Annotated in this window: 11 protein-coding genes; 7 read left to right on the forward strand and 4 right to left on the reverse strand. The window is 52.9% G+C overall.

The window, feature by feature from the left end; translation table 11 throughout:
* Positions 1-93: 93 nt before the first annotated feature.
* Positions 94-1,404: a flavodoxin gene (locus MXE39_RS10320; RefSeq protein ID WP_246978609.1), complete on the forward strand. Its 1,311-nt coding sequence runs from the start codon at positions 94-96 to the stop codon at positions 1,402-1,404.
* A gap of 1,149 nt (positions 1,405-2,553) precedes the next feature.
* A complete protein-coding gene (locus tag MXE39_RS10325) occupies positions 2,554-4,233 on the forward strand; it encodes a flavodoxin (RefSeq protein WP_247074055.1) in 1,680 nt (559 codons plus the stop codon).
* A 93-nt stretch (positions 4,234-4,326) separates the two neighbouring features.
* Here MXE39_RS10325 and MXE39_RS10330 read toward each other — a convergent pair whose 3' ends face one another.
* Entirely contained in the window at positions 4,327-6,648 is a 2,322-nt protein-coding gene (locus MXE39_RS10330) for a fructose-specific PTS transporter subunit EIIC (protein WP_246978611.1), read from the reverse strand.
* A gap of 804 nt (positions 6,649-7,452) precedes the next feature.
* Positions 7,453-8,928: a cation diffusion facilitator family transporter gene (locus MXE39_RS10335; protein WP_246978612.1), complete on the reverse strand. Its 1,476-nt coding sequence runs from the start codon at positions 8,926-8,928 to the stop codon at positions 7,453-7,455.
* 1,090 nt (positions 8,929-10,018) lie between these two features.
* On the opposite strand from MXE39_RS10335, the gene plsB reads away from it, so the two are divergent.
* Both plsB and MXE39_RS10345 read left to right on the forward strand, forming a co-directional pair.
* Complete coding sequence (gene plsB / locus MXE39_RS10340) at positions 10,019-12,670, forward strand: glycerol-3-phosphate 1-O-acyltransferase PlsB (RefSeq protein WP_246978613.1); 2,652 nt, start codon at positions 10,019-10,021, stop codon at positions 12,668-12,670.
* A gap of 485 nt (positions 12,671-13,155) precedes the next feature.
* Positions 13,156-13,626, forward strand: coding sequence for a flagellar basal body-associated FliL family protein (locus MXE39_RS10345; RefSeq protein ID WP_246978614.1), 471 nt, complete (start codon positions 13,156-13,158; stop codon positions 13,624-13,626).
* 247 nt (positions 13,627-13,873) lie between these two features.
* On the opposite strand, the gene MXE39_RS10350 is transcribed toward MXE39_RS10345, so the two are convergent.
* Both MXE39_RS10350 and rfaD read right to left on the reverse strand, forming a co-directional pair.
* Positions 13,874-14,776 carry a rhomboid family intramembrane serine protease gene (locus MXE39_RS10350; protein ID WP_246978615.1) on the reverse strand — a complete coding sequence of 301 codons (903 nt, stop codon included), beginning with the start codon at positions 14,774-14,776 and terminating at the stop codon, positions 13,874-13,876.
* The gene (rfaD, locus tag MXE39_RS10355; RefSeq protein WP_246978616.1) at positions 14,755-15,720 is read right to left on the reverse strand and encodes an ADP-glyceromanno-heptose 6-epimerase; all 966 of its coding nucleotides are present in this window, start codon (positions 15,718-15,720) and stop codon (positions 14,755-14,757) included. The genes MXE39_RS10350 and rfaD overlap by 22 nt, the downstream gene beginning before the upstream one ends.
* 550 nt (positions 15,721-16,270) lie before the next feature.
* Between rfaD and waaF the strand changes: the two genes are divergently transcribed.
* The 3 genes from waaF to MXE39_RS10370 all read left to right on the forward strand — a co-directional run.
* The gene (gene waaF, locus MXE39_RS10360; RefSeq protein ID WP_246978617.1) at positions 16,271-17,332 is read left to right on the forward strand and encodes a lipopolysaccharide heptosyltransferase II; all 1,062 of its coding nucleotides are present in this window, start codon (positions 16,271-16,273) and stop codon (positions 17,330-17,332) included.
* 251 nt (positions 17,333-17,583) lie between these two features.
* Positions 17,584-18,873, forward strand: coding sequence for a 3-deoxy-D-manno-octulosonic acid transferase (locus tag MXE39_RS10365; protein ID WP_246978618.1), 1,290 nt, complete (start codon positions 17,584-17,586; stop codon positions 18,871-18,873).
* 1,566 nt (positions 18,874-20,439) lie between these two features.
* The coding region (locus MXE39_RS10370) for a helix-turn-helix domain-containing protein (protein ID WP_246978331.1) at positions 20,440-21,121 on the forward strand (682 nt) is incomplete at its 3' end.

Consider the following 21,121-nt stretch of genomic DNA (forward strand, 5'->3'; position numbering starts at 1 on the left):
CTTTTCGTTTACAATATTGGAACGTTATTTTTGCCGGCACCGGTCACCTGAGCCGCACAGGTACATCAACTGGTCATAATTTAAGGGTTAGCGATGCATTCCGGAAAAACTGTTTTTCACGCACTTACAGCACCTAAGACTCTGGCAGCACTTGCTCTGAGCTCCATTCTCTGCGTCTCTGGCGCATATGCTCAGACTGGCACTGCAGCTGACAAAGCTGCACCTGCCCCTGCCGATCCCGGCGCTGTTAAAGCTGAAATCATGCAGGACGCAGACAGCACCCTGCGCGCACTGAGCGACAAGAACACTGCTGTAAACGAAAATACTGCACTGAGAGAAAGCTCCCGTGAAAAGTCCCGTGTTTACCGTGACCCTTACGGCAATCGCATCAGTGCTCCGGTAAAGCGTGCTGCCGGTGACAAAGCAGACAAGACCAGAGACAAGATCCCTGGTACACGTACCCAGGGCAAAAAGACCAGCAATACATCTGTTCCGTCTTCATCACTGCCGGCATCTGCCAAGAAGACCTCAGCTGTTGCTGCAGCAGCAACTGCCGGCTCCTCTATTGGAGCAGCCATGGCAGCTGATGACAATGCTCCACTGAAAGTGGCTGTACTGTATTTCAGCCAGCCGGAGAATGAAAAGAGCACTGATACTGACGTGCTCAGCGGCGCCTCAGTAGTAGTTACCTCAGAGGGCAAAACCCAGGGCTCTGTAGAGCACCTTGCCCGTCTGGCCGCAGATCGCCTCAAGGCCGATGTCTTTGCCATAACCCGTGCTGAGCCATATTCAACTGAACACGATGAGCTTATCTACCAGGCAGCCGAAGAGATCGACAGCAAGGCCCGCCCTGAAATTCAAATCAGCCCTGATTTCAGCATCGACCGCTACGATGTGATTTTGCTTGGCTATCCAATCTGGTGGTACGACCTGCCAATGGCCCTGTACTCATTCATGGACCAGTACGATCTGTCAGGCAAGACCATAGTTCCATTTTGCACCCATGGCGGAAACCGCCCTTTCAAAACCTTTGCTCTTATCGCCCAGAACGAGCCAAATGCCCAGGTTACCATCAACAGCGGGCTGATTGTTAACCGCTATGATGTGCCATCCCGTGGCGGCAAACTGGTAGACAAGTGGCTGACTGCCCTTGCCTCAGGTGTGATTGATCAGCAGTACCTGCGTCATTTCATCAAAAATCATAACCCTCAAATCACTGCACCGGCCCCTGACAGCGCCAGCGATGCAGGGCAGGCTGCTGCCCCTGATGAGGTCACCAGTGCAAAACCAGCCAGACCAGCTAAAAAGGATAAGGCCGAGCCTGATGCCGACGCTGCCCCTGCAGCTGCCAAAAAACCAGCCACCAGCAGCCTCACCGCTCCAGCTGCCCAGACAGCATCCTGATCCCGTCATCAGGCCCGGCTGATAATAGCCTGCCCAGGCTCAGGTCACTCTGCCACTGTCAGCTCTGACCTGAGCATAATCTTCGCGCCATGGCCGCGAATCACCTGTTAATTGCTCCAGGCTTTCCCTGCCGCTGCATTACACTTCTTTCACTGCTAATTGCTCCCGCACTCCACACCTGCGCCTGAGCCCGCCTCTGGATCCGCCCGGCCCCGCATCAGTCATGGCACCAGAATCTGTCCCGCCCCCGAATCTGAACCTTCGCTCGCATCTGTCCCGGTCCAGAATCTGTCCCGGCCCCGAATCTGAACCGGCGCTCGCATATGTACCGGCACCTGTACCTGCACCTGCTCGCTCTTCTGTCTATGCGTTCAGGCCAGCTTCCGACACCGGAGCCTGTCTTTGTCACTGTCTTTTTATGGCACTGGTCCCGTCTTTGTCCCTGTCTTTTCCGGCACTGGCTCTGTCTTTGTCCCTGTCTTTTTATGTCCCGGTCCCCGTCTTTGTCCCTTTCTTTTCCGGCACCTGAACCCTGGCCCGGCACAGGCCTGAGCTGAAGCATTCCCCCTGATATCTGTGCCTGACATACGGCCATAACCAGGCTCTGATTTTTACCGGTCAATATGACGGAAATACTCAGGCACAATGTCTGCATAAGCACTTGAGTTGACGTCATCTGCTGGCTTGAGTAGCCAGGTTTGTTATATCTAGATTTTTCTGAAATAACGCCATACAATCGGATTTACAGCTGTATCCGCACCTGAGGATCACCCTGATCCTGACTGTTTGCTGTCTGACAGTCATGTATATGGATCAGCTGCCTATAACACCGCCCTGACCTGAGTACTCCGACCTGCAGGAATTATTGTCACAATCAGCTGTATCTGCGCCTTACCAGCATGTCTTCAGTCCTGTGAGCTCCCGCTCCTAAGCTGTATTCCGGACCTGTTGGGCACATACAGCCACACTCACGACCTGACATGAAGAGAGAGCTGTCAGGAAGATTATCTCAGGCTGTAAGGGCAATGTGTCCTTACTGCAGCCATTACCCTGTGCACCATACCAAAGCCGAGAGCTCAGCTCCCCTGACGGGCTGACCGGCCTGTAGTTCCTATCTGGCGCTGCTGCGCCTGTCCACCAGATTGCGTTATGACTTCTTTGTTTAAAAGCAGATTTTTCCAGCTATGCGCATTTGTACTTGCAGGCGTTGCAGGTACCAGCCCATTCTGGCTTTTTAACAGTGATCAGCCCACTGCCATTGCCTCTGACAGCAAGGACCAGGACTCGTCAGGTCACGACATAGCCGTGGGCGCAGCATCGAAAAGACCTGATGAAAGCAAAGCTGACAAGTCTGCCGAAACTCCAGCTGACAGAACCGCAGCCGGTGCTCATGCCACATCCGGAGACAAGACTTCAAAGGGCAGCTCCAGTGACAGCAATAACTCAGCAGAGGTCAAGAGCGCTGACAGCAAGAGCGCCCAGAGCAAGAGCGCTGACAGCAAGAGCTCCCAGAGCAAGGACTCAAAGAGCGACCAGAGTGCAGCCGTCACAGGCACTGACAGCAAGGATTCAGACGGCAAGAGCACCAGGGATGGCAAGAGCACCCGGGATGGCAAGAGCGCCGATAAGACCGGGGCAGATGCTGATGCAAAGGCCAAAGGTGCTGACAGCGCAAAGGGTAAAGATGCTGACAGTAATGATGACAATGGTTTAAGTGAGAGCAAAGGCAATCCAGGCGAAATCATCAGCGCCCTGTCTGCCGATAACATGCTCGAAGAAACAGTGATTGAGGAGCACCAGGCTGATGCCAGGGGTGTGGCCGGTACAATTGATATCAAAGGTACTGCCAAAGGCAGCTCTGACATCAAGGCACAGGAGGTGGCTAATGAATCCTCAGTCACTGGTAAGAAAGATTCAGTTTCAGCTGGAAAGGCTGATCCTGCTGATAAGCTACAGGCTCAAAGCTCTTCGGGCAAAGAGCAGAAAAAAGACGGTTCGTCGGGACAGAATGGATCAGATGAAAGCAAAGGCAAGAGCGGCGGGAATGATGGCAAGGGAGAAGACCAGTCAGCTCAGACAAAAGGCCAGAGCCTGGAGCAGAAAGTAAAAGCCCTGACCGAATCTCAGACCCGTGAGCAGAAAGACGCCTATGAGCGCTCCCTTGAGGAACGTCATGAGCAGGTCGAGTCGGCTATTGCATCAATTGCAGAAAACAGCCGCATGTATCTGCCACCTCTTATCAGCTCCCGTGCTCTGGTGGTCTACTATCCGGCTCCTTCCATTGACAGCCGCCGTACGCCAAACAGCTCACGCGTTGATGCTGTTACCGGCCCTACCAGCGTCAAAATCGATGGCAAGGCCGAGCCTGCCATTGCAGGCATTGCCCGCACCATAAGCAATGAAAGCGGCGCTCGTCTGTACCAGATAAACGCCATTTCCAGCTACCCTAAAAAGGGCTATGAGCTGTACGAATACGCACTCAACGAGCTCAACACTAAAAACTATCCTGAGCTTACCGATGATGAGCCGCTGCATATGGAAGACTACGATACTGTCTACCTGTGCTATCCGCTGTGGTGGGATGATCTGCCAGGCGCCATGTACAGCTTCCTCATCAAATACGATCTGTCTGACAAAAACATCATTCCGGTCATTATCCATGCCGGAGACGGTTTTGCAGCCACGCTCGACAATATCGCCACCTATGAGCCTAATGCCGTGGTCTACCGTCAGGGTCTGTCATTTTCCATCAATGAAAATCTCGAGGACAATCACTTCACAAGAAGAGTTCGTCAGTTCCTGACCAGACTGAGCACCGACTTTAACTGACAGGCATTAAGCCCTCCAAAAGCAAAGCCCGACCTTATGGTCGGGCTTTGCTTTTGGAGCTGACGTTATGAACATCATCGCTCACGGCTGTCATCAGATGACAGGCTTTGTCTGCTCTGTGCCTTCTGCACGCTGACCGCTACTCTGTTCAGACTCCTGATTTTGAGACTTCTGGCCGTTAGCTGACAGCGGGGCTGCCTGATGAGCAGCAGCACAGGCATCAGCTGACAGAGGATCTGCCTCATGGGCTGACTGAGCACAGTCTGCAGCACCTGCAGCGTCAGTTGCTACGGCTGCGACGGCTGCTGGTTCTGCCGCCCCGGCCGGGGCTGAAGGAGCGTCAGCCTGGCTGTCCTGAGCTGGCTGAGTGGCCTGGCCGGTTGCAGCTGCATCAACCTGAGCTGCAACAGTAGCAGCTTCCTGAGCCATGGATGGGCCGCGCTCAGGAAGCTGACCTGAGGACAGGGAGCTTGCGGCCTCGCGTGCCGCTTCGTCCTCAGCTGCAGCGGCCGCAGCAGCTGCCTGAGCTTCGGCCTGAACTGCAGCCTGATTAGGGCTGAGCATGGCAAACATCAGGGCACCGCAGAGCACGCCGCCCAGCAGTGAAACTATATAGAACAGCGGCTCTGTTGCCAGAGGGAAAAGGAAGATACCGCCGTGAGGAGCACAGATTCCACAGTGGAAGAACATGCTTAGACCGCCTGCCACAGCCGAACCGGTGACACAGGCCAGACGCAGACGCTTTAAGGTCAGAAATGGCAGTACGGCTTCGGTAATAAAGAGCAGGCCTTTGAATATGGCTGAAAGGGCAGCTTCGCGCTCGCGGGCTGCAAAGTGACCAGGGGCAATAAAGCGTGCAGCTACACCAGCTGCCATTGGGGGCACCATACCGCCTAACATGACGCTGGCCATAACCATCGAGCCAGGTCCGTTTTCTGGCAGACAGTCAGCAAGCAGCAGTACGCCTGAGGCATAGGCCAGCTTGTTAAAAGGTCCACCCATGTCAGCTGACATCATGCCTGCCAGCACCGCTCCTATGGCTACCAGGGTAATGGTGCTGGTATCAGAGATAAAGTCGTTGATAACATTGTCGATCAGGGCCGCCGGCAGATTGGTAATAAACTGGGCTATCAGCGTGGTCAGCACCGCGCCTGCCAGAGGATAGACCAGCAGCGCGAACATGGCATCATGTCCTTTGAGAAAACGCTGGGCTATTCGCGCCACCACAAAGGCTACGCCGCCTCCTACAAAGCCGTTGAGCAGAGCTCCTATCACACCGGCGCTGGCCATATCAGCCATAACACCGCCGGTAAAGCCTGCTACCAGAGCCATACGTCCGGCCATGGAGAAAGCAATAAAGGCACTTAGTACCGGAAAGAGCAGACTGCCAATACTGTAGCCAATGGAATCAAGGAACAGACCAAGGCTGCTGGTCTTTACAAACTCAAGACGGGCTACAGCCGAGAGAATACCTGCAGTGGCAGCAAGAGGAAGAATGTAGGTCAGACCGCTCATCAGATGGCGGTAGAGCTTCATCGGCAGGTTGGTCGATTCAGTCGACATGCCGCCTATCCTGTAGACAGGACAGTCAGGTGAGAGGGCCTTTTTGATGAGCTCTCCAGGACGGTGTACGCCATCGACCACCCCGGTACGCACCATTGGCTTGCCGGCAAAGCGGTCAATATCCACAGCACGGTCAGCAGCCACAATAACAGCACGGGCAGAGGCAATATCCTCAGGCATCAGGCTGTTGCGGTTACCGGCAGCGCCGTCAGCCTCTACCTTGATGGTAAGTCCCATTTCTCTGGCCTTTTGCTCAAGAGCCTCAGCGGCCATGTAGGTATGAGACAGACCTGCCGGACAGGCAGTCACGGCTACAATGTCATAGCCCTTTTTCTGCTCGGGACTGTCAGCCTCTTCCTCCTGACGTGCCTGCTCACTGGCCTCTTTTTCATCCTCCACAGACTCGGCGCTGTCGATAGCCTCAAGGAACTCATCTACGCTGTGAGCTGAAAGCAGGGAAGAGCGGAAGTGCTCGTCAATAAGAAGAGTGGACAGGCGGGCCAGCACATCAAGATGGGCATCTGATGCCTGGTTTGGCGAGGCGATCATGAAGATGAGATGGACAGGCTCACCATCAATGGAATCAAAATCAACTCCATTAGGCACAACCATGGCTGCAAGGCCGGGACGGTCTACGCCAGGGCTCTTGGCATGAGGTATGGCAATGCCCTCACCAAGACCGGTAGAGCTCTTGCGCTCACGCTCAAATACATCTTCACGGAAACGGTCAATGTCATTGATGCAGCCGGTTGAAGCCATGGCATCAACAAGCCTGGATACAGCATCTTCTTTACTTACCGGGCTGGCGTTGATACAGACTGACTGTCTTTCCAGCAGATCCCGAATGCGCATATGCCTACCTTAAATTAATCTTTCTGTGTGCCGGACCATGCCGGTTTAATGTCCCCATATGTATGGACCGTCGTGCCGCGCTCCACCTGTGCAGGCTCCAGCCGTGCCACGTACCGGGCGTGACACATACCGGCCGTGCCACGTACCGGGCGTGCCGCGCACAAAAGACCGGTACTTATACATATGCATGCACCACTATCAGCTGCATATACTGCGACCGCAGAACCGGCTGCCACTGCAACTCAGAGTGCTGGTGCTGCAACTCAGAGCGCTGGTGCTGCAGCTTGTGCGCTGGTGCTTCGGCATCTAAAGTGCAGCTGCAGGTCCAACTGTGAATGCAGGGCAACGCACTGTAATGACGTGTCTGGGGAATGTCTGTACTTGAAGGTGCTCACAGGCAGGCTCTTAAGAACTTGGATTGAGCATCTGGTCAGTTATGTTCCGCTGACCTTGCGGATAACAATAAAGCCTTACGCATGAAAGCATGGCTCTCATACGCCCATACGCCTGCTGCCTGCGGTCAGACCGGCTGTCTGAGGCCGGGACCACGATATCTGACAGCGCAGGATGATTGTGGGTGAAATGGCCCTACTGTGCTGACTGTATGAAAATTGATCCCTGATTCTAACATTTTAGACAAGTGATGGTGCAAAACACCGTTACATCAATGTTACAAAAGCCAGCATCAGGACTAAAAAAGGGATAACTGCGACAGTCATCCCTTTTTCATATTTATCCTTTACTATGTTACCAGGTAACAGAACTTACCACGGTCAGGACAGCGCCCAGGTGCACCATATCAGGCTATGCCATGGAGGCTGAGCCGTGCTGTGCAGCCTGTGCTGCAGAGGAAGCTGGCGCAGCAGCTGGAGCACCTGCAGCCTGGGCAGCGCCCCTGTCACTGTCACCTGCTTTGGCGCTGGCAGCGGCTGCAGCATCGGCTGCTGGCTGCGTGTCGTCAGCCGAGGCGCTGCCTGAGCGGCCATAGAAGTTGACTGGCACCTGACAGAACTGACTGTCGATAAAGGTAATGTCCTTAAAGGTCTCGTTATGATCCGGCTCCATATGCAAAGAGATGTCAGCATCAGGGAAGAAGCGGCGTATATTGTGCTCGGCCTCGTCAGCAAGATCATGAGCCTGACCAAGTGGCATTGAGTGATCAATTACGATATGGCACTGAATATAGTGCTGAGGACCGGCCTTACGGGTACGCAGATCATGGAAAGAGTCGATGCCGTCCACAGCCAGAATGGAGCGGATAATCTTGTTGTTATCCTCAACACTCATGGACTTGTCCAGCAGAGTACCTACAGCTACATGGCCAATATGCCAGGAGCTCTTCATGATGTACAGACCAAGCAGAATGGTGACCAGACCGTCAGACCACTCATAGCCCATACGGGTCAGTACCAGAGAAACAATAACGCTCAGGTTCAGTCCGACGTCAGAAAGATAGTGGAAGCGGTCAGCTGCCACGGCCTCTGACTGGGTAAGCTTGCACACATAGCCCTGGAACATGGTCAGCATTAATGTGAGCACAATGGAGGCTATGGACACATAAATGGCTATGTCGATATAGCCAATGGCCACTGGCTTCATCAGGCGCTCATAACCGTTGAAGATCAGCAGCAGGGCTGATCCGCAGATAAATGCTGCCTGAGACAGGGAGGCCAGAGCCTCGGCCTTGTAATGACCAAAGCGGTGCTGCTTGTCAGCCGGCTGCAGAGCATAACGCAGTGCCAGCAGGTTGATAAAGGAAGCACCAAGGTCAATAAGAGAGTCGGTAAGAGATGCCAGAATGGTGGCCGAACCTGAAAAGAGCCACACCACAAACTTCATGACAATCAGAAGTACGGCTGTTACTACTGATGCGGTACCGGCCAGCAGTACCAGCTTTTTGTAGCGCTCAGGAATAACTTCGGCACTGCTGCTCTCATGTGAGCAGCCTGAGCTTTTACCATCAGGACAGCCCTCACCTCCTGCAGAGGCAGCGCAGCTCTGACAGTTTTTCATGTCGGCCGGGGCACACTTGCAGTCAGTAGCGCCGCTGCCACTGGCAGCACCGGCGGCGCAGTCACTGGTGCAGGCGGTATTTTTGATTACTTTGATCTTTTCAATGCGGGCAGCTTCCCTGACGGACATGCTTTCACTGTCCGAATCGTCATCAGGCATATGCCCGGCAGCGCCCTGCATGTTGCCTGCAAGCCCCTTACGAGCCAGAGTCTGAGCTACATGAGAGGGAGCGTCTTCAGCCTTGCTGAACTGTTCTAACTTTTCCACTGCTCTTTTCCTGTTTTTACTTTCTTCCATGCCTGTTCCTGCCCGCCTGCGCCACCCTTATGTGCAGCGCACAGCGGCAATGCCCGGCGGCCCCGATGGCGCGCGCCTCAACGGCGGCCTCGATGGCAGTCTCGACGGCGGCTGAGTCATCTTTCAGAGGTGCGGGCCGGTAAACTTGTCATTGTGGTTGCTGCAGGCCCGGGACTGAGCATAGAATAAGAGTTTTATATTGCGGGTTCTGAGCTTACCGTTACTGAAAAAAGATGCAAGCCCACAGCAACAAAAACTCATTTAAATCCTTATCTTACCGGAGTTTTACAACTCTAACCCCCATTGTGCACCTCTAATTTTAGATACTGAGAGCTAACGGTTTTCCTAATGCTGAGCTTGCTTTGTCCAGTTACAATAAACTGCGACTGACAGGCCGATCATGCCTGTGCACCAGGCGCAGTACTGCTGTTGATACCCGTAAGCTGTTCCCGGCTTTTTCTGCCGGTAAGGCTGCAGCTCATCATAAGCCTGAGTGCGTCCAGATGTCATAATTTTTTTAATGACTTTATTAATTGCAGTTAAAAAATAATATGACCCAGGAATGCAATAGCTTTGCAAAGTACGCGCTTATGCATCACGTTTATGGTTTTGCAGACATTGAAACCACCCTGGACCGTAATGACATGGACAGGATAATCAAGCTCTAAGGACAAAAAAATTCTGTCTATTTTTGAAATATGTGAGATACAACCAAAAAGCAGTAAAAGGCCCTCCCCATAAGGGGTAGGATGTGGAATTTGTGCCTGCATTGTGTACATTGTAGGTATTGACTGAGTTATGGCCGATGCGTGGGGACATCAGGCCAGTCAAGCATGTGATTTTTACGGCTGACAGCTCTCCCCAGCGACGTGGCAGTGATAAGGAGTCTGAGACCACGGATTCCCTGCCTGACCTTTCTCTTTTATTTCCCGCCCCGGTAAACCTGTTTAATGCCGCTGACAATAAGGAAAGGGGCCTTACTTGCTTTATACCGGCCTGTCACGCCTGTAAGAGCAATTGCGATTGAGCAGCTCTCTGCCAAATGAGGAGCCTGACTAATATGATGGTTAATCGTTTTCTACGCGCTCTTTTTTACTGGCCTATCAGGATCACTGCCACATGTGAGCCTATTCCTTTTGAGCCGCTCAAGCACTTCAAGATTAATGACTCAAAGCAGATTGTCTACATCATGGTGTCCTCATCAGTAGGCAACATGCTTACTGTCGAGCGCCTTACCAGCAAGCTGGGCTGGCCAAGTCCTTTTGACAATATCATCATTGGCGATCGTGAGCTGCCACGTACCGCCTATCTGCGCAGTCCTTCTTTTTTCAGCTCCAAGGCCTATGCCAGGGATATCAGTGAAGTCATTTTTGAGTGGTTTGATGCCTGCGAGCACTTTAAAACTGACGTTCAGATCATTCCTATTTCCGTGCTCTGGTCACGCGACCCTTCCATAGAAGGCAAGGCTATCCGGGGCATCGATCTGTCTACTCCGGGCTGGCGCAAATTCCTTACTCTGACCTTTGCCGGCCGCGATAACAGCACCATCATTTCCGATCCCTGCCTTGCCTCGGTTCTCAAGGGCCGTCTTGATTTGATTGAAAATCCCGAGACCCGCCGTACTACCTTAAAGCGTCTTATCTCTTTTCACTTTCTGAGTAAGGCCCGCTCTATTGTCGGACGCCCTTTCCCTAACCGTACCCGCCTGCTCCAGGAGCTGGTTCAGCGTCCGGGAACTCAGAAAGCCATTGCCGCAAGCATGGCCAAAACAGGTGAGAGCAAGGAAATTGTGGAGAAAAAGGCCTATGACATCTTTGATGTCATGATTGCTGATACCCGCTATCCGCTGCTGCGCTTTTTCAACACCATCATCTCCCTTATCTGGAAGCGTATTTACCATGGCCAGAGCATTGTAGGCGCCAACAGAGTGCGCGAGCTGGTCAAGAACGGCTATGAAATTATCTACATTCCCTGCCACCGTTCGCACATGGATTACATCCTGCTGCTCTTTGCCATCTTCCATGAAGGCCTGCCTATTCCTCAGGTGGCATCAGGTGACAACCTCAACTTCTTCCCTGTAGGTCAGATTATCCGCCGCTGCGGCTCCTACTTTATCCGCCGCAAGATGAAGGGCGACTCTTTCTACACTGCCCTGTTCCGTGAGTATCTGTTCGTGCTCTTTGAGCGCGGCTATGCCACCGAGTTCTTTATTGAGGGCGGCCGTTCCCGTACCGGACGCACCCTGCCGCCACGTACCGGCATGGTATCCATGACCGTACAGGCTCAGTTGCGCGGTATTGAACGACCTATTGCCTTCATTCCAACCTATCTGGGCTATGAGCATGTCATGGAGGTGGGCTCCTACATGCACGAGCTGCAGGGCGCCAAGAAGCAGAAGGAAAGCATCAGGGGCCTGCTGGGTATTTTCAAGCGTCTGCGCTACTACGGACGCGGCTATGTCAATTTCGGCGAGCCTGTTATTGTGCCGCGCTTCCTGTCTGAGCATGTGCCTGACTGGCACAGCTGCATTGACCCTGAGGGCAACTCACGCCCTGAGTGGCTCTATGACACGGTCAATCAGCTCAGCCATGAGATTATTATCAAGCTCAATGACTCAGCCTCGGTCAATGCCATTAACCTTTGTGCCCTGGCCATCATTGGTGATGCTGACCACACCATGAGCATTCACATGCTCAAACGCTGTCTCAAGCTCTATCTCATCGTGCTCAGCTGCGATCCGCGCCGTAAGAATCTCATGCCTACCTCAAGCCTTGAGACTCTGATTTCTCAGGCTCTCGAGCTCAACAAGTTCAAGGTCTATGATGTGGGCGATGACATGAAGTTTGTACGCCCAAGCCGAGGCCAGACCCTGCAGCTGACCTATTTCCAGAACAACATTCTGCATCTTTTTGCTCTGCCGGCTCTGATTGCCAACATCCTCATCCGCAATGGCCACATCATGCGCGAGGATGTCATTACCAACACCCGCTCCCTGTTCTACTTTCTCAAACATGAGCTCTTTGCTCCTGTGCGTGAAGAAGAACTGGACCATATGATCAACAAGTACATCAATGCCTTTGTCACCGGCGGCTATATCACTGAGCTGGAAAATCACATGCTCACTCTCTCCGGCGACGGCTTTGAAGAACTGCTGATCCTCTCAAGCTCCATTCGTCTGAATCTGGTGCGCTACCTCATTGCCGTATCCATTCTCAGACAGACTGGCGACGGTATGATTCAAAAGCAGGAATTTATTGATACCTGCGTTGATCTGTGCAAGAAGGTACCATCAGACATTACCAATAACTCTCCTGAGTTTGCCGATCCCATCATGTTCAACATCATGTGTGACACCTTCATCCGTCACAATTACTTTGAATACCATGATGATCAGACTATCTGCCCTCATCAGGAGAAGATCATCCGCCTTGCTCATGCAGCCGAACCTCTTCTGGCAGCCAAGCTGGTACGCCATCTCAAGCGTGAAATTGCCGAGATTAAGATCTCCAATGCCCGCCGCCGTACCGAGAAAGCTGCAGCAGATGCCGCTGCCCAGGCAGCTCAGCGTTCAGCTGAAACCGCAGCCCGCATAGCCGACGGCCGTGCCTCAGCCATACGCCCGCTGCGCCGGGACCTCTCTGACGACAAGGCAGCAGCCGGCGCTGCCAGCGCCGCTGCTGGCGCCGCCACCGCAGGTCAGGACCAGCCATAAGTCCTGGCCTGAACACGGCCCACGCCCTGTCCGGTGTTGGCAAAACCAGGCCCACGCCCTGTCCCATCTGGGAAAAGCCATGCCCGGCCCAGGGACGGGCCCGGGACCCGGGCAAAGCCCGTGATTTGTTGCTGACAAAGCTGATACATACGCCGGGCCTGGAGGCCCGTCGCGGGGCTTTGTTGGCAAAGCTTTTGCAAAAAACTGTAAAATCAGCCCCTTATCAGGGCAGAATCACATATTTTTGACATCCGCAGAGCCATGTACCTGCAGAAGTTAATTTATGTGCCGATTAATTCCATGATGGTTTGCTTATACCGTCAGGACGTGCAGCCCTGCCTGGCAATGCCTTGCCCCGCCGTTAAGGACAGGCAAAAAGCTCATGGTCGAAAATTTAGATCAAGTCTTGTTCATCATGATGCGTTTTACATGCATCAGGTTTATTATTAGGCAAGTCTTGTTAGCAATCAGGAAATTAGTCCGTCATGTACCAGAAGATTTTGCTCACTGCCGCCACTGCGCTGCTTTTAAGCTCCACTGCTCCTGCATTTGCAGCAGCACCACATGAACCAATTGATATAGCCACTGAGGCCCAGGATCCTGCAATGGCTCTGGCTGAAGCCATGACTCCTGAGATTGGCTACTATGATATGACCCCGGACTTTACCACCAACCTGGCAAACTCCGGCGGCGGCCGTCTCCACTATTTACGTGTTCATGTAAATGTAATGGTCAAGGACAGCCGCGATCTTCCGCTGGTAACCGAGCATGACGCCCTGATTCGCGACGCTATCATTACCATTATCGGTGCCAAGGAATACAACGCCATTGCCACCGCTGCAGGCCGTGAGGCTCTGCGTGCCGAGTGCCGTGCCCGCGTTGCCGAGCTGCTGGCTTCCAAGAAGAACGGCCCTGTTATCCAGGATCTGCTCTTCACCAACTACATCTACCAGTAGTCTCAAAGTTTCTCTGCTCAGGTCCTTTGCCTGATCCAGTGCTTCACCTGGCTGCAGCCTCAGGGCAGCAGCCATGAAAAAAGCGTAATCTCCCATAGAGGGGGATTACGCTTTTTTTATGGTCCGCTAAGGCACAGGGCCGTCTGACGGCCCGTCCAAACGGCCGGTACACCCGCCTGCGCCGGTCAGGGCCAGCACCATCAGAGCCATCGGACCTGATGGTGCTGGCCCTGGAGGCACTGGAGTCTTACCTGCTCTGGCGTCGGTTGAGAGGACGACGGTAGTCAAGAAAGCCAAGGGCCAGACCAAGGAGCATGCCACCTACGTGACAGAGGTTGGCAATGCCGCTGAAGAAGAAGCCTATACCGATGAAGATAAAGCTTACCAGCAGCAGACCCTGAGGCAGTCTGAGATCATCTGGCAAATCCTCACGTCGTGAGAGTATACCCATATAGCCGATAAGGCCGTAGACCACACCTGACATGCCACCAAAGACCGCTCCCTGAGGAATAAACATGACCTGCAGGAAGTTGGAAACAATGGCTATGGAAATCATTATGTAAGCCAGTTTCCAGGCACCGAAGTGACGTTCAATCGGACGGCCGAAAGCCTCAAACATCACCATGTTAAAGGCTATATGGAAGATGCCAAAGTGCAGAAATACCGGGGTGATGGCACGGAAAATCTCAAAGTTGCCTGTTATCTCATACACAGAGGTCCAGGCAAGAGCACTGAGGAACATGTCCTCCATATCAGGAACCAGACACAGCAGATAAATCGCTATGCAGAGTACCTCGGTAATTGAGGTCAGGCTCATGAGCTTCCACTGGTAAGTACCCATTGAGAAGCTTAAAAAACCGCTGCCCTGAGTCTTTTCTCTTTTTACTGTGCGTCCCTGAGTCCAGGATGCCCTGTTATAGGCCCTGGCAAAAGGATTGTCGCCAAAACGCAGCAGCTCAAGCTTGGCCTTTGAGACATCGGACTCGTTGGCTACATAAATTGAGTAGCTGGCACCAAAGCCCGGTTTGGCCGTGGCCTTTATGCCTATGGAGTTGAGATAGTCAGCAAAGGTCAGAGCCTTGCTTCTGTCTTTTAAAACTCCAATCTCAAAAGGGAAGTTGTAGTCGTCTATTTCTTTGAATTGAGCCATTTCATGTACTCGGCAACGCCCTGAGCCACGGTCTTGAACTCAACATCGCAGCCGGCAGCACGCAGTCTGGTCAGATCGGCCTGAGTAAAGCTCTGGTAGTGACCCTTGAGGTGATCAGGGAACGGGATGAATTCAATTTCACCACGGCCATGATGGTCAATAACAGCCTGAGCAACATTGGAAAATGGCTCGGCACGACCGGTGCCGCAGTTATAGATACCTGAAGGGCCATTATGCTCCCAGAACCACAGATTTACCTTAGCTACGTCCTCAACGTAAACGAAGTCACGGGTCTGGCCGCCATCGGCATAGCCGTCACAGCCCTTGAACAGCTTTGGATTTTCACCCCTGAGCATCTGATTGTTCAGGTGGAAAGCAACTGAGGCCATGGATCCCTTGTGGCCCTCGCGTGGACCATAGACATTAAAGTAGCGGAAGCCTACTACCTGGGACTTGAGAGTGGCAATACGAGAGCGCAGATACTCGTCAAAAAGGAACTTGGAGTAGCCGTAGACATTGAGCGGTCCCTCATGGGCGCGGTCCTCAACAAAGACAGTTTTGTCGCCATAGGTGGCTGCAGAGGATGCGTAGAGGAAAGGAATGCGGTGGGAGGTGCAGAACTCAAATAGATCTACTGTGTACTGGTAGTTATTGTCCATGACATACTTGCCGTCCCACTCGGTGGTAGCAGAGCAGGCACCCTCATGGAAAACGGCATCGACACTGGCACAGCCGTACTTGCTGTTAAAGGCGCGCTCATCCTTAATCAGAGCACGGAAGTCCTCTCTGTCCATGTAATCGGCAATATCAAGATCTACCAGATTGACGAATTTGTGGCCGTTTTTCAGGTTGTCTACTACCAGGATGTCACGACGGCCGCGCTCATTTAACAGCTTTACGATATTGCTGCCAATAAAACCGGCACCACCAGTTACGATAATCATAATTACACGCTCCTACTGTCATTTCGGCTCAGGCATTGTATGAGATCCTGCTCTCATGCCCACTGCCATGATGCTCACTGCCCCTCCCGGAGAACTGACAGGAAAAGACCTGACGCCCGGGCCTGGCAGCTCCATCATTTTCGCCGCTGCAGCACTCATAAGCAAGCTGTTTAATCCCGCCTGCCCGCCCGCCCGCCAGGGCAAGCAGCCGCGCCTGCGCAGCCAGCACCCGCGCACTGGCAGCCGCGCACTGGCACCGGCGCCCGCACAGCAAGGCCCTTGCCAGGCGGTGCCACCTGCGCAGGGAGCGATGCGGGCAAGGCCTGCAAGGCCGTCCAGCACAAGCAGCCGCTCCTGCCTGAAAATGCCGCCATGTGCGGCCGGGCCCTTGAAGTATGGTGTTCTGTCTTTAAGGACCTAATGCTGATACACTAATCCCATTGCTTGATTAAGGCCTCCGGCAGAACTGCGTCAGCCGCAGCGACGGTGATAACAGGATCTGAACTCGTGCACCGGACGGCTTATGGCTCCTCTCTCTTAAGTGGTACACATGTCTGCTCGTATTCTCATCGTCTCACCTGCCTGGCTGGGCGACATCATCATGTCCCAGAGCCTGCTCAAAACCCTTAAAAAGCAGGACCCTTCCTGCACCATCACCATGTATGCCCCTGCCTATGCCCACTGCATTATTGAGCGCATGCCTGAAGTTGATGAGATTATGGAAAACCCTTTTGCCCATGGCGATCTGCTGCTGTCAAAACGCATGCAGGAGGGTAAAAAACTCGCTGCGCTCAAGTTTGACCGTGCCTTCATCCTGCCCAACTCTTTCAAGTCAGCCCTGATTCCTTTTTTTGCCGGCATTCCTGAGCGCATAGCGCTCAAGGGCGAGTCACGTTATTTCATTGTCAACAGAATGCGCTCGGACAAGAAGAATTTTGCCCGTATGGTCAACCGCTATGTGGCTCTTGCCTGGGTTGATGACAAAACTGTTACCGGAGATGAAAGCCTGCCGGCCTTTGACTATCCTTTACTTCAGACCCGTCGTCCTGACGAGGCGCTGCTTGAGCGTCTGGGACTGAGCCTGGACCGTCCGCTGATGGTCCTTGGCTGTGGCGCCAACTACGGACCTTCCAAGCTCTGGCCACCTGAGTACTTTGGCCGTGTCAGCGCTCATTTTATTAAAAAGGGCTGGAGTGTGCTTGGTATGGGCTCTCCAAAGGACAAGCCTACAGTTGAGCTCATCAAAAACAGCATAGTCAGTGAAGATCCGTCCCTTGAGCCATATTTCCATGACATTGCAGGCCTTACTGATCTGACCGAAGCCCTTGATCTGGTGGGTTCATGCAGTGCCGGTGTCTGCAATGACTCGGGCATGATGCATACCGTGGCTGCCGCAGGTGTGCCTCAGGTATGTATTTTCGGCTCCACCTCCACCCTGTATACCCCGCCTCTTTCTGACAGAGCTGTATGTGTAGAGTCCACTCAGCCATGCCATCCCTGCTTTAAGCGCACCTGCCAGTATGGCCACTATAACTGCCTGAAAGAACTCACCCCGGAGCAGGTCATTTCCAGCCTGGAAAAACTGCTGCTGCCAGCCATTCCTACAGCCTGACAAGCGCCCGCACCCGCTGCCGGACCGGCCCCGTCAGGGCAGGCCTGGCAGGCTGCCCGGCCGTCTGCCGCGCGCAGCAGGGCAGGCCCGGATCAGGCCAGAGCCTTGCAAGGCCAGCGCTTGCCGCTGGCATACGGGCACGCAAGCTGCAACATAAAATGACAATGGCCACGGGCGTCTTATTCCTGGCGCCGGCTGCCTGATACTGTGCCTGAAACAGTAATGTTCTCTCCCAACGAATAGCTGTGATTATGTCCTTAAAATCCCGACTGATTTACTGGCTGTATGGCCTGATCACCACCGTGATAGCCCCGCTGGGCATGCTGTACCTCATGTACAAAAAGAGACGTGATCCGCCTTATGGCCGCCGTGCCTGTGAGCTTCTGGGCCACTACAGCACAGGCTTTCGCAACTGCATCTGGTTCCACACTGTAAGTGTGGGCGAGGCTATTGCTGCCCGCCCGCTTATCAAGGCATTCATGCGCCGTCATCCCAAGCTTACCGTGCTGGTGACCACAACCACTACCTCAGGTGCCCGTGAAATTGAAAAGATCGAGGGCATCAACCATGTCTTTGCTCCTCTTGACTCCCCTCTGGCAGTATGGCGCTTTTTAAGAAACTTCAACCCTTCTGCTCTGTATATCATGGAAACAGAGCTGTGGCCATCTCTGCTTAATGTCACCCATGCATGGGGTACCCGCATCTGCATCATCAATGCACGCATGCCTGAAAAGACCTGCCTTAAGTACCTGGAGCACCGCACTCTGACCATGGATCTCATCAGCAGCAAACTTGATCTGGTACTGTGCCAGACCGCTGATGATATGGAACGCTTCAAGCGCATTGGCGTACCTTCTGACCGACTGCGCATGACAGGCTCACTCAAATATGATCTCTCACCTGACGAGCCCCGCTTCCGCGCTGCCCGTCACGTGCGCATGCAGTGGTCTGACCTTAAGATTATCGGCGCCATATCCACCCACGATGGTGAAGAGGCCATGATTATTGAAACCTTCTATGCCATGAAGGAGCAGTACCCTGATCTGCGTCTGGTGCTGGTACCGCGCCACCACGCCGGTACTGCCCGTGCTGTCAACTTCCTCAACAATATCCATGGTTCTTTTGCTCTGAGGACCAATCTCAACCCTGATCTGAGCAACTTCACCCAGGATGTGCTCATTGGCAACTCCATGGGCGAAATCGAGCTCTACCTGGGCCTGTGCGACATCATCATCATGGGTGGCAGCTTCGTTGATGTAGGCGGTCATAATCCTCTGGAACCGGCCTTTTTCTCCCTGCCTGTCATTACCGGTCCTTTTTACTACAACTTCGATGAGCAGTACGACAATCTCATTGAAAACGGAGCGGCCTATGTCGCCAATGATCATCGCCGCCTGTTTGCTGTCATCAAGATGTTTCTTGATGACAATGAGCTCATGGTCACCACGGGCATGCGCGCCTTTGACATTCAGCAGAACGGCCGTGGTGCCACGCGCAAGACCCTCAACGAAATGGATGGCTGCCTGCGCATGCGCAACTGACCGCCTGGCGGCACCTCCGTGCCCATCCACGGTCCCGGCTCCTGGCACCTGACCACTGGCCCGAAGCGTGCCCGGCCGGGCCATAGCCTTGCCCCGGGCAAAGCCCCGGTACCCGGGACGCTGCCTCAGCCTCAGCTTCAGAGTCCCCGTGACTGCAGACAATTAAGCCTCATGCCTTGAGGGCGCGATCAGCGGCCCCGTGCATGAGGCTTTTTCTTTATCCCGGTACTGATGAATATAACAGGACAATCCGTCGGATTTCGTGCACTTTTCGCTATTTACGTGCCGGAGCACTTGTGACAGTTATCAAGATTTAGCTGTTCCGTTTCTGAGATTTCTTGCTTTTAGATACATAAAGTGTGAGTATTTCAACCAAAAGTTTATAACTATGGATGCTGGCTGATGGCCTGTATATCTGTGTTTACAGACTGAGTACCATGAAATTGTCATGAAGTTATGTACAGATCGCTGGACACAGACGCCGTCATGGAATCACACATGTGCAAGGACACCTGAGCCACGTAAACACCTGGAAGTGACATCAGAAGGCACGCTCCTTGTTCAAGGCTGTAAGGCCCCCATTTCAGTAAGGCAGGCAGGCTGCGCACTGAAATCTCAGCCAGCAAAGACATGCCGGAAAACCCGGACAAAACTCTCCGCCGGAAATCCCTGACTTAATATCCGCCCTTAAAGCCAGGATAAAACTCAGGACAGACAAGGAGTATCAATAAGGATCAGGGTTTAAATTCATGTATGGCCCTGTTTGGACATCGAGAGGGACAAACCTCATCCCCCTGATAATTATCACACTCTGCCTGAAACAATCATCACTGCAACATCAGGAAGTTCTTATCACAATGCAGCCCTGGGCTGCATTATTGCGCGTGCCTCCGTGCATTTTTTGCATTGAGTGCCCCGTGCACTTTTGCACTGCTGCGTTTGCGGCACAAGGCCAGATCCAGGGTAGCACCAGCCATGAGAGCAGGCCTGGGTAACACCAGCCATGGGAGCCGGTCTGGGTAACACCAGCCATGAGAGCTGGCCTGGGTAACACCAGCCATGAGAGCTGGCCTGGGCCTGCAAATAGAGCCCGGGCAACAACGGGCATTTTGATGACTGGCAAGGACGTACAGGCAAGAAATACTGTACCTGGGCTGCGCAGTATCAGCAGCACAAAAACAATCAGCAAATTAAGGATCAGGTCGGCTCAGCCGACCATTTGAAAAACTGGACTGAGATGCCCGCAGCCCATGGCACAGTCAGCATAATGTCTGTCCGCCTGCAGCTGCATCAGGCCAGAACAAATACATCAGAAGGACATCACGACCAGGCATGGAGACTTATACCATGAGGCTCAGGCCATATGGCTTTTCAAACGATATCAAAAGGTCCTGCCTGAAAATACTGGAATTATTTCTGAAATTTACCATGCCCGTGTACTTAAGCAAAATATGATATTTATGCCGATTACCAGGCACTAGTATCAGATTTCAAAAGTTTTGACCCACTGAGTACTAGCACTAAATACGTATCGTAATCTGCAAATATATAGTAGAATCAGGGCTTATGAAAAAAGTAGAATGCCCTGATTCACAGGCTGCCCATGCCCTGCATAAGCAGCCAGGAACGATTTTACAGCAAGTAAAATCCCGTTTGAAACAAAATCCTGAAGAACTTGCCATTATTCAGCAGACCTCCTCAAGGAGGATTGACCAGCACGGTATTAAAGAACGTTGTAACGTTGTTCTTAGCGCAATGCGCTCCAAAACAATTTGTGAATTATCCAGACTTACTTCAAAATCAAGACAATTTATTAGAAGGTGGCTTAGCAGATACATAGAGCATGGCGTTAACGGTTTACGTGACCGTCCACGATCAGGTCGTCCACCATCTTTAAGTACTGACTCTATTGAGGAGATTAAGGAGCTCTGCTTCACAAGCCCTGATTACATAAAATCCCTTGATGAGTTCGATCATGCCAGAGATTCAATCAGTTCATCTGACTTCTGGACAATTGCTGGCCTTGCAGCAGTTATGAGGGTATCTCCGTCAACTATGTGCAGGTTCTGCAAAAAACACGGCATAGCAAGGCGTCCATCTGGCTCTTACTGCTTCAGTACCGATCGCGACTATGAGGCTAAGATTACCAGTGTTCATAGAGCGCTCTGCAAAGTGACAGAAGATGATGATGAAAACATTGTTGTTTTAAGTTATGACGAAAAGCCTTGTATACAGGCAAATCAGCATG

This window comes from Anaerobiospirillum sp. NML120511 (genome assembly GCF_023050955.1).
Taxonomy (GTDB): Bacteria; Pseudomonadota; Gammaproteobacteria; order Enterobacterales; family Succinivibrionaceae; genus Anaerobiospirillum.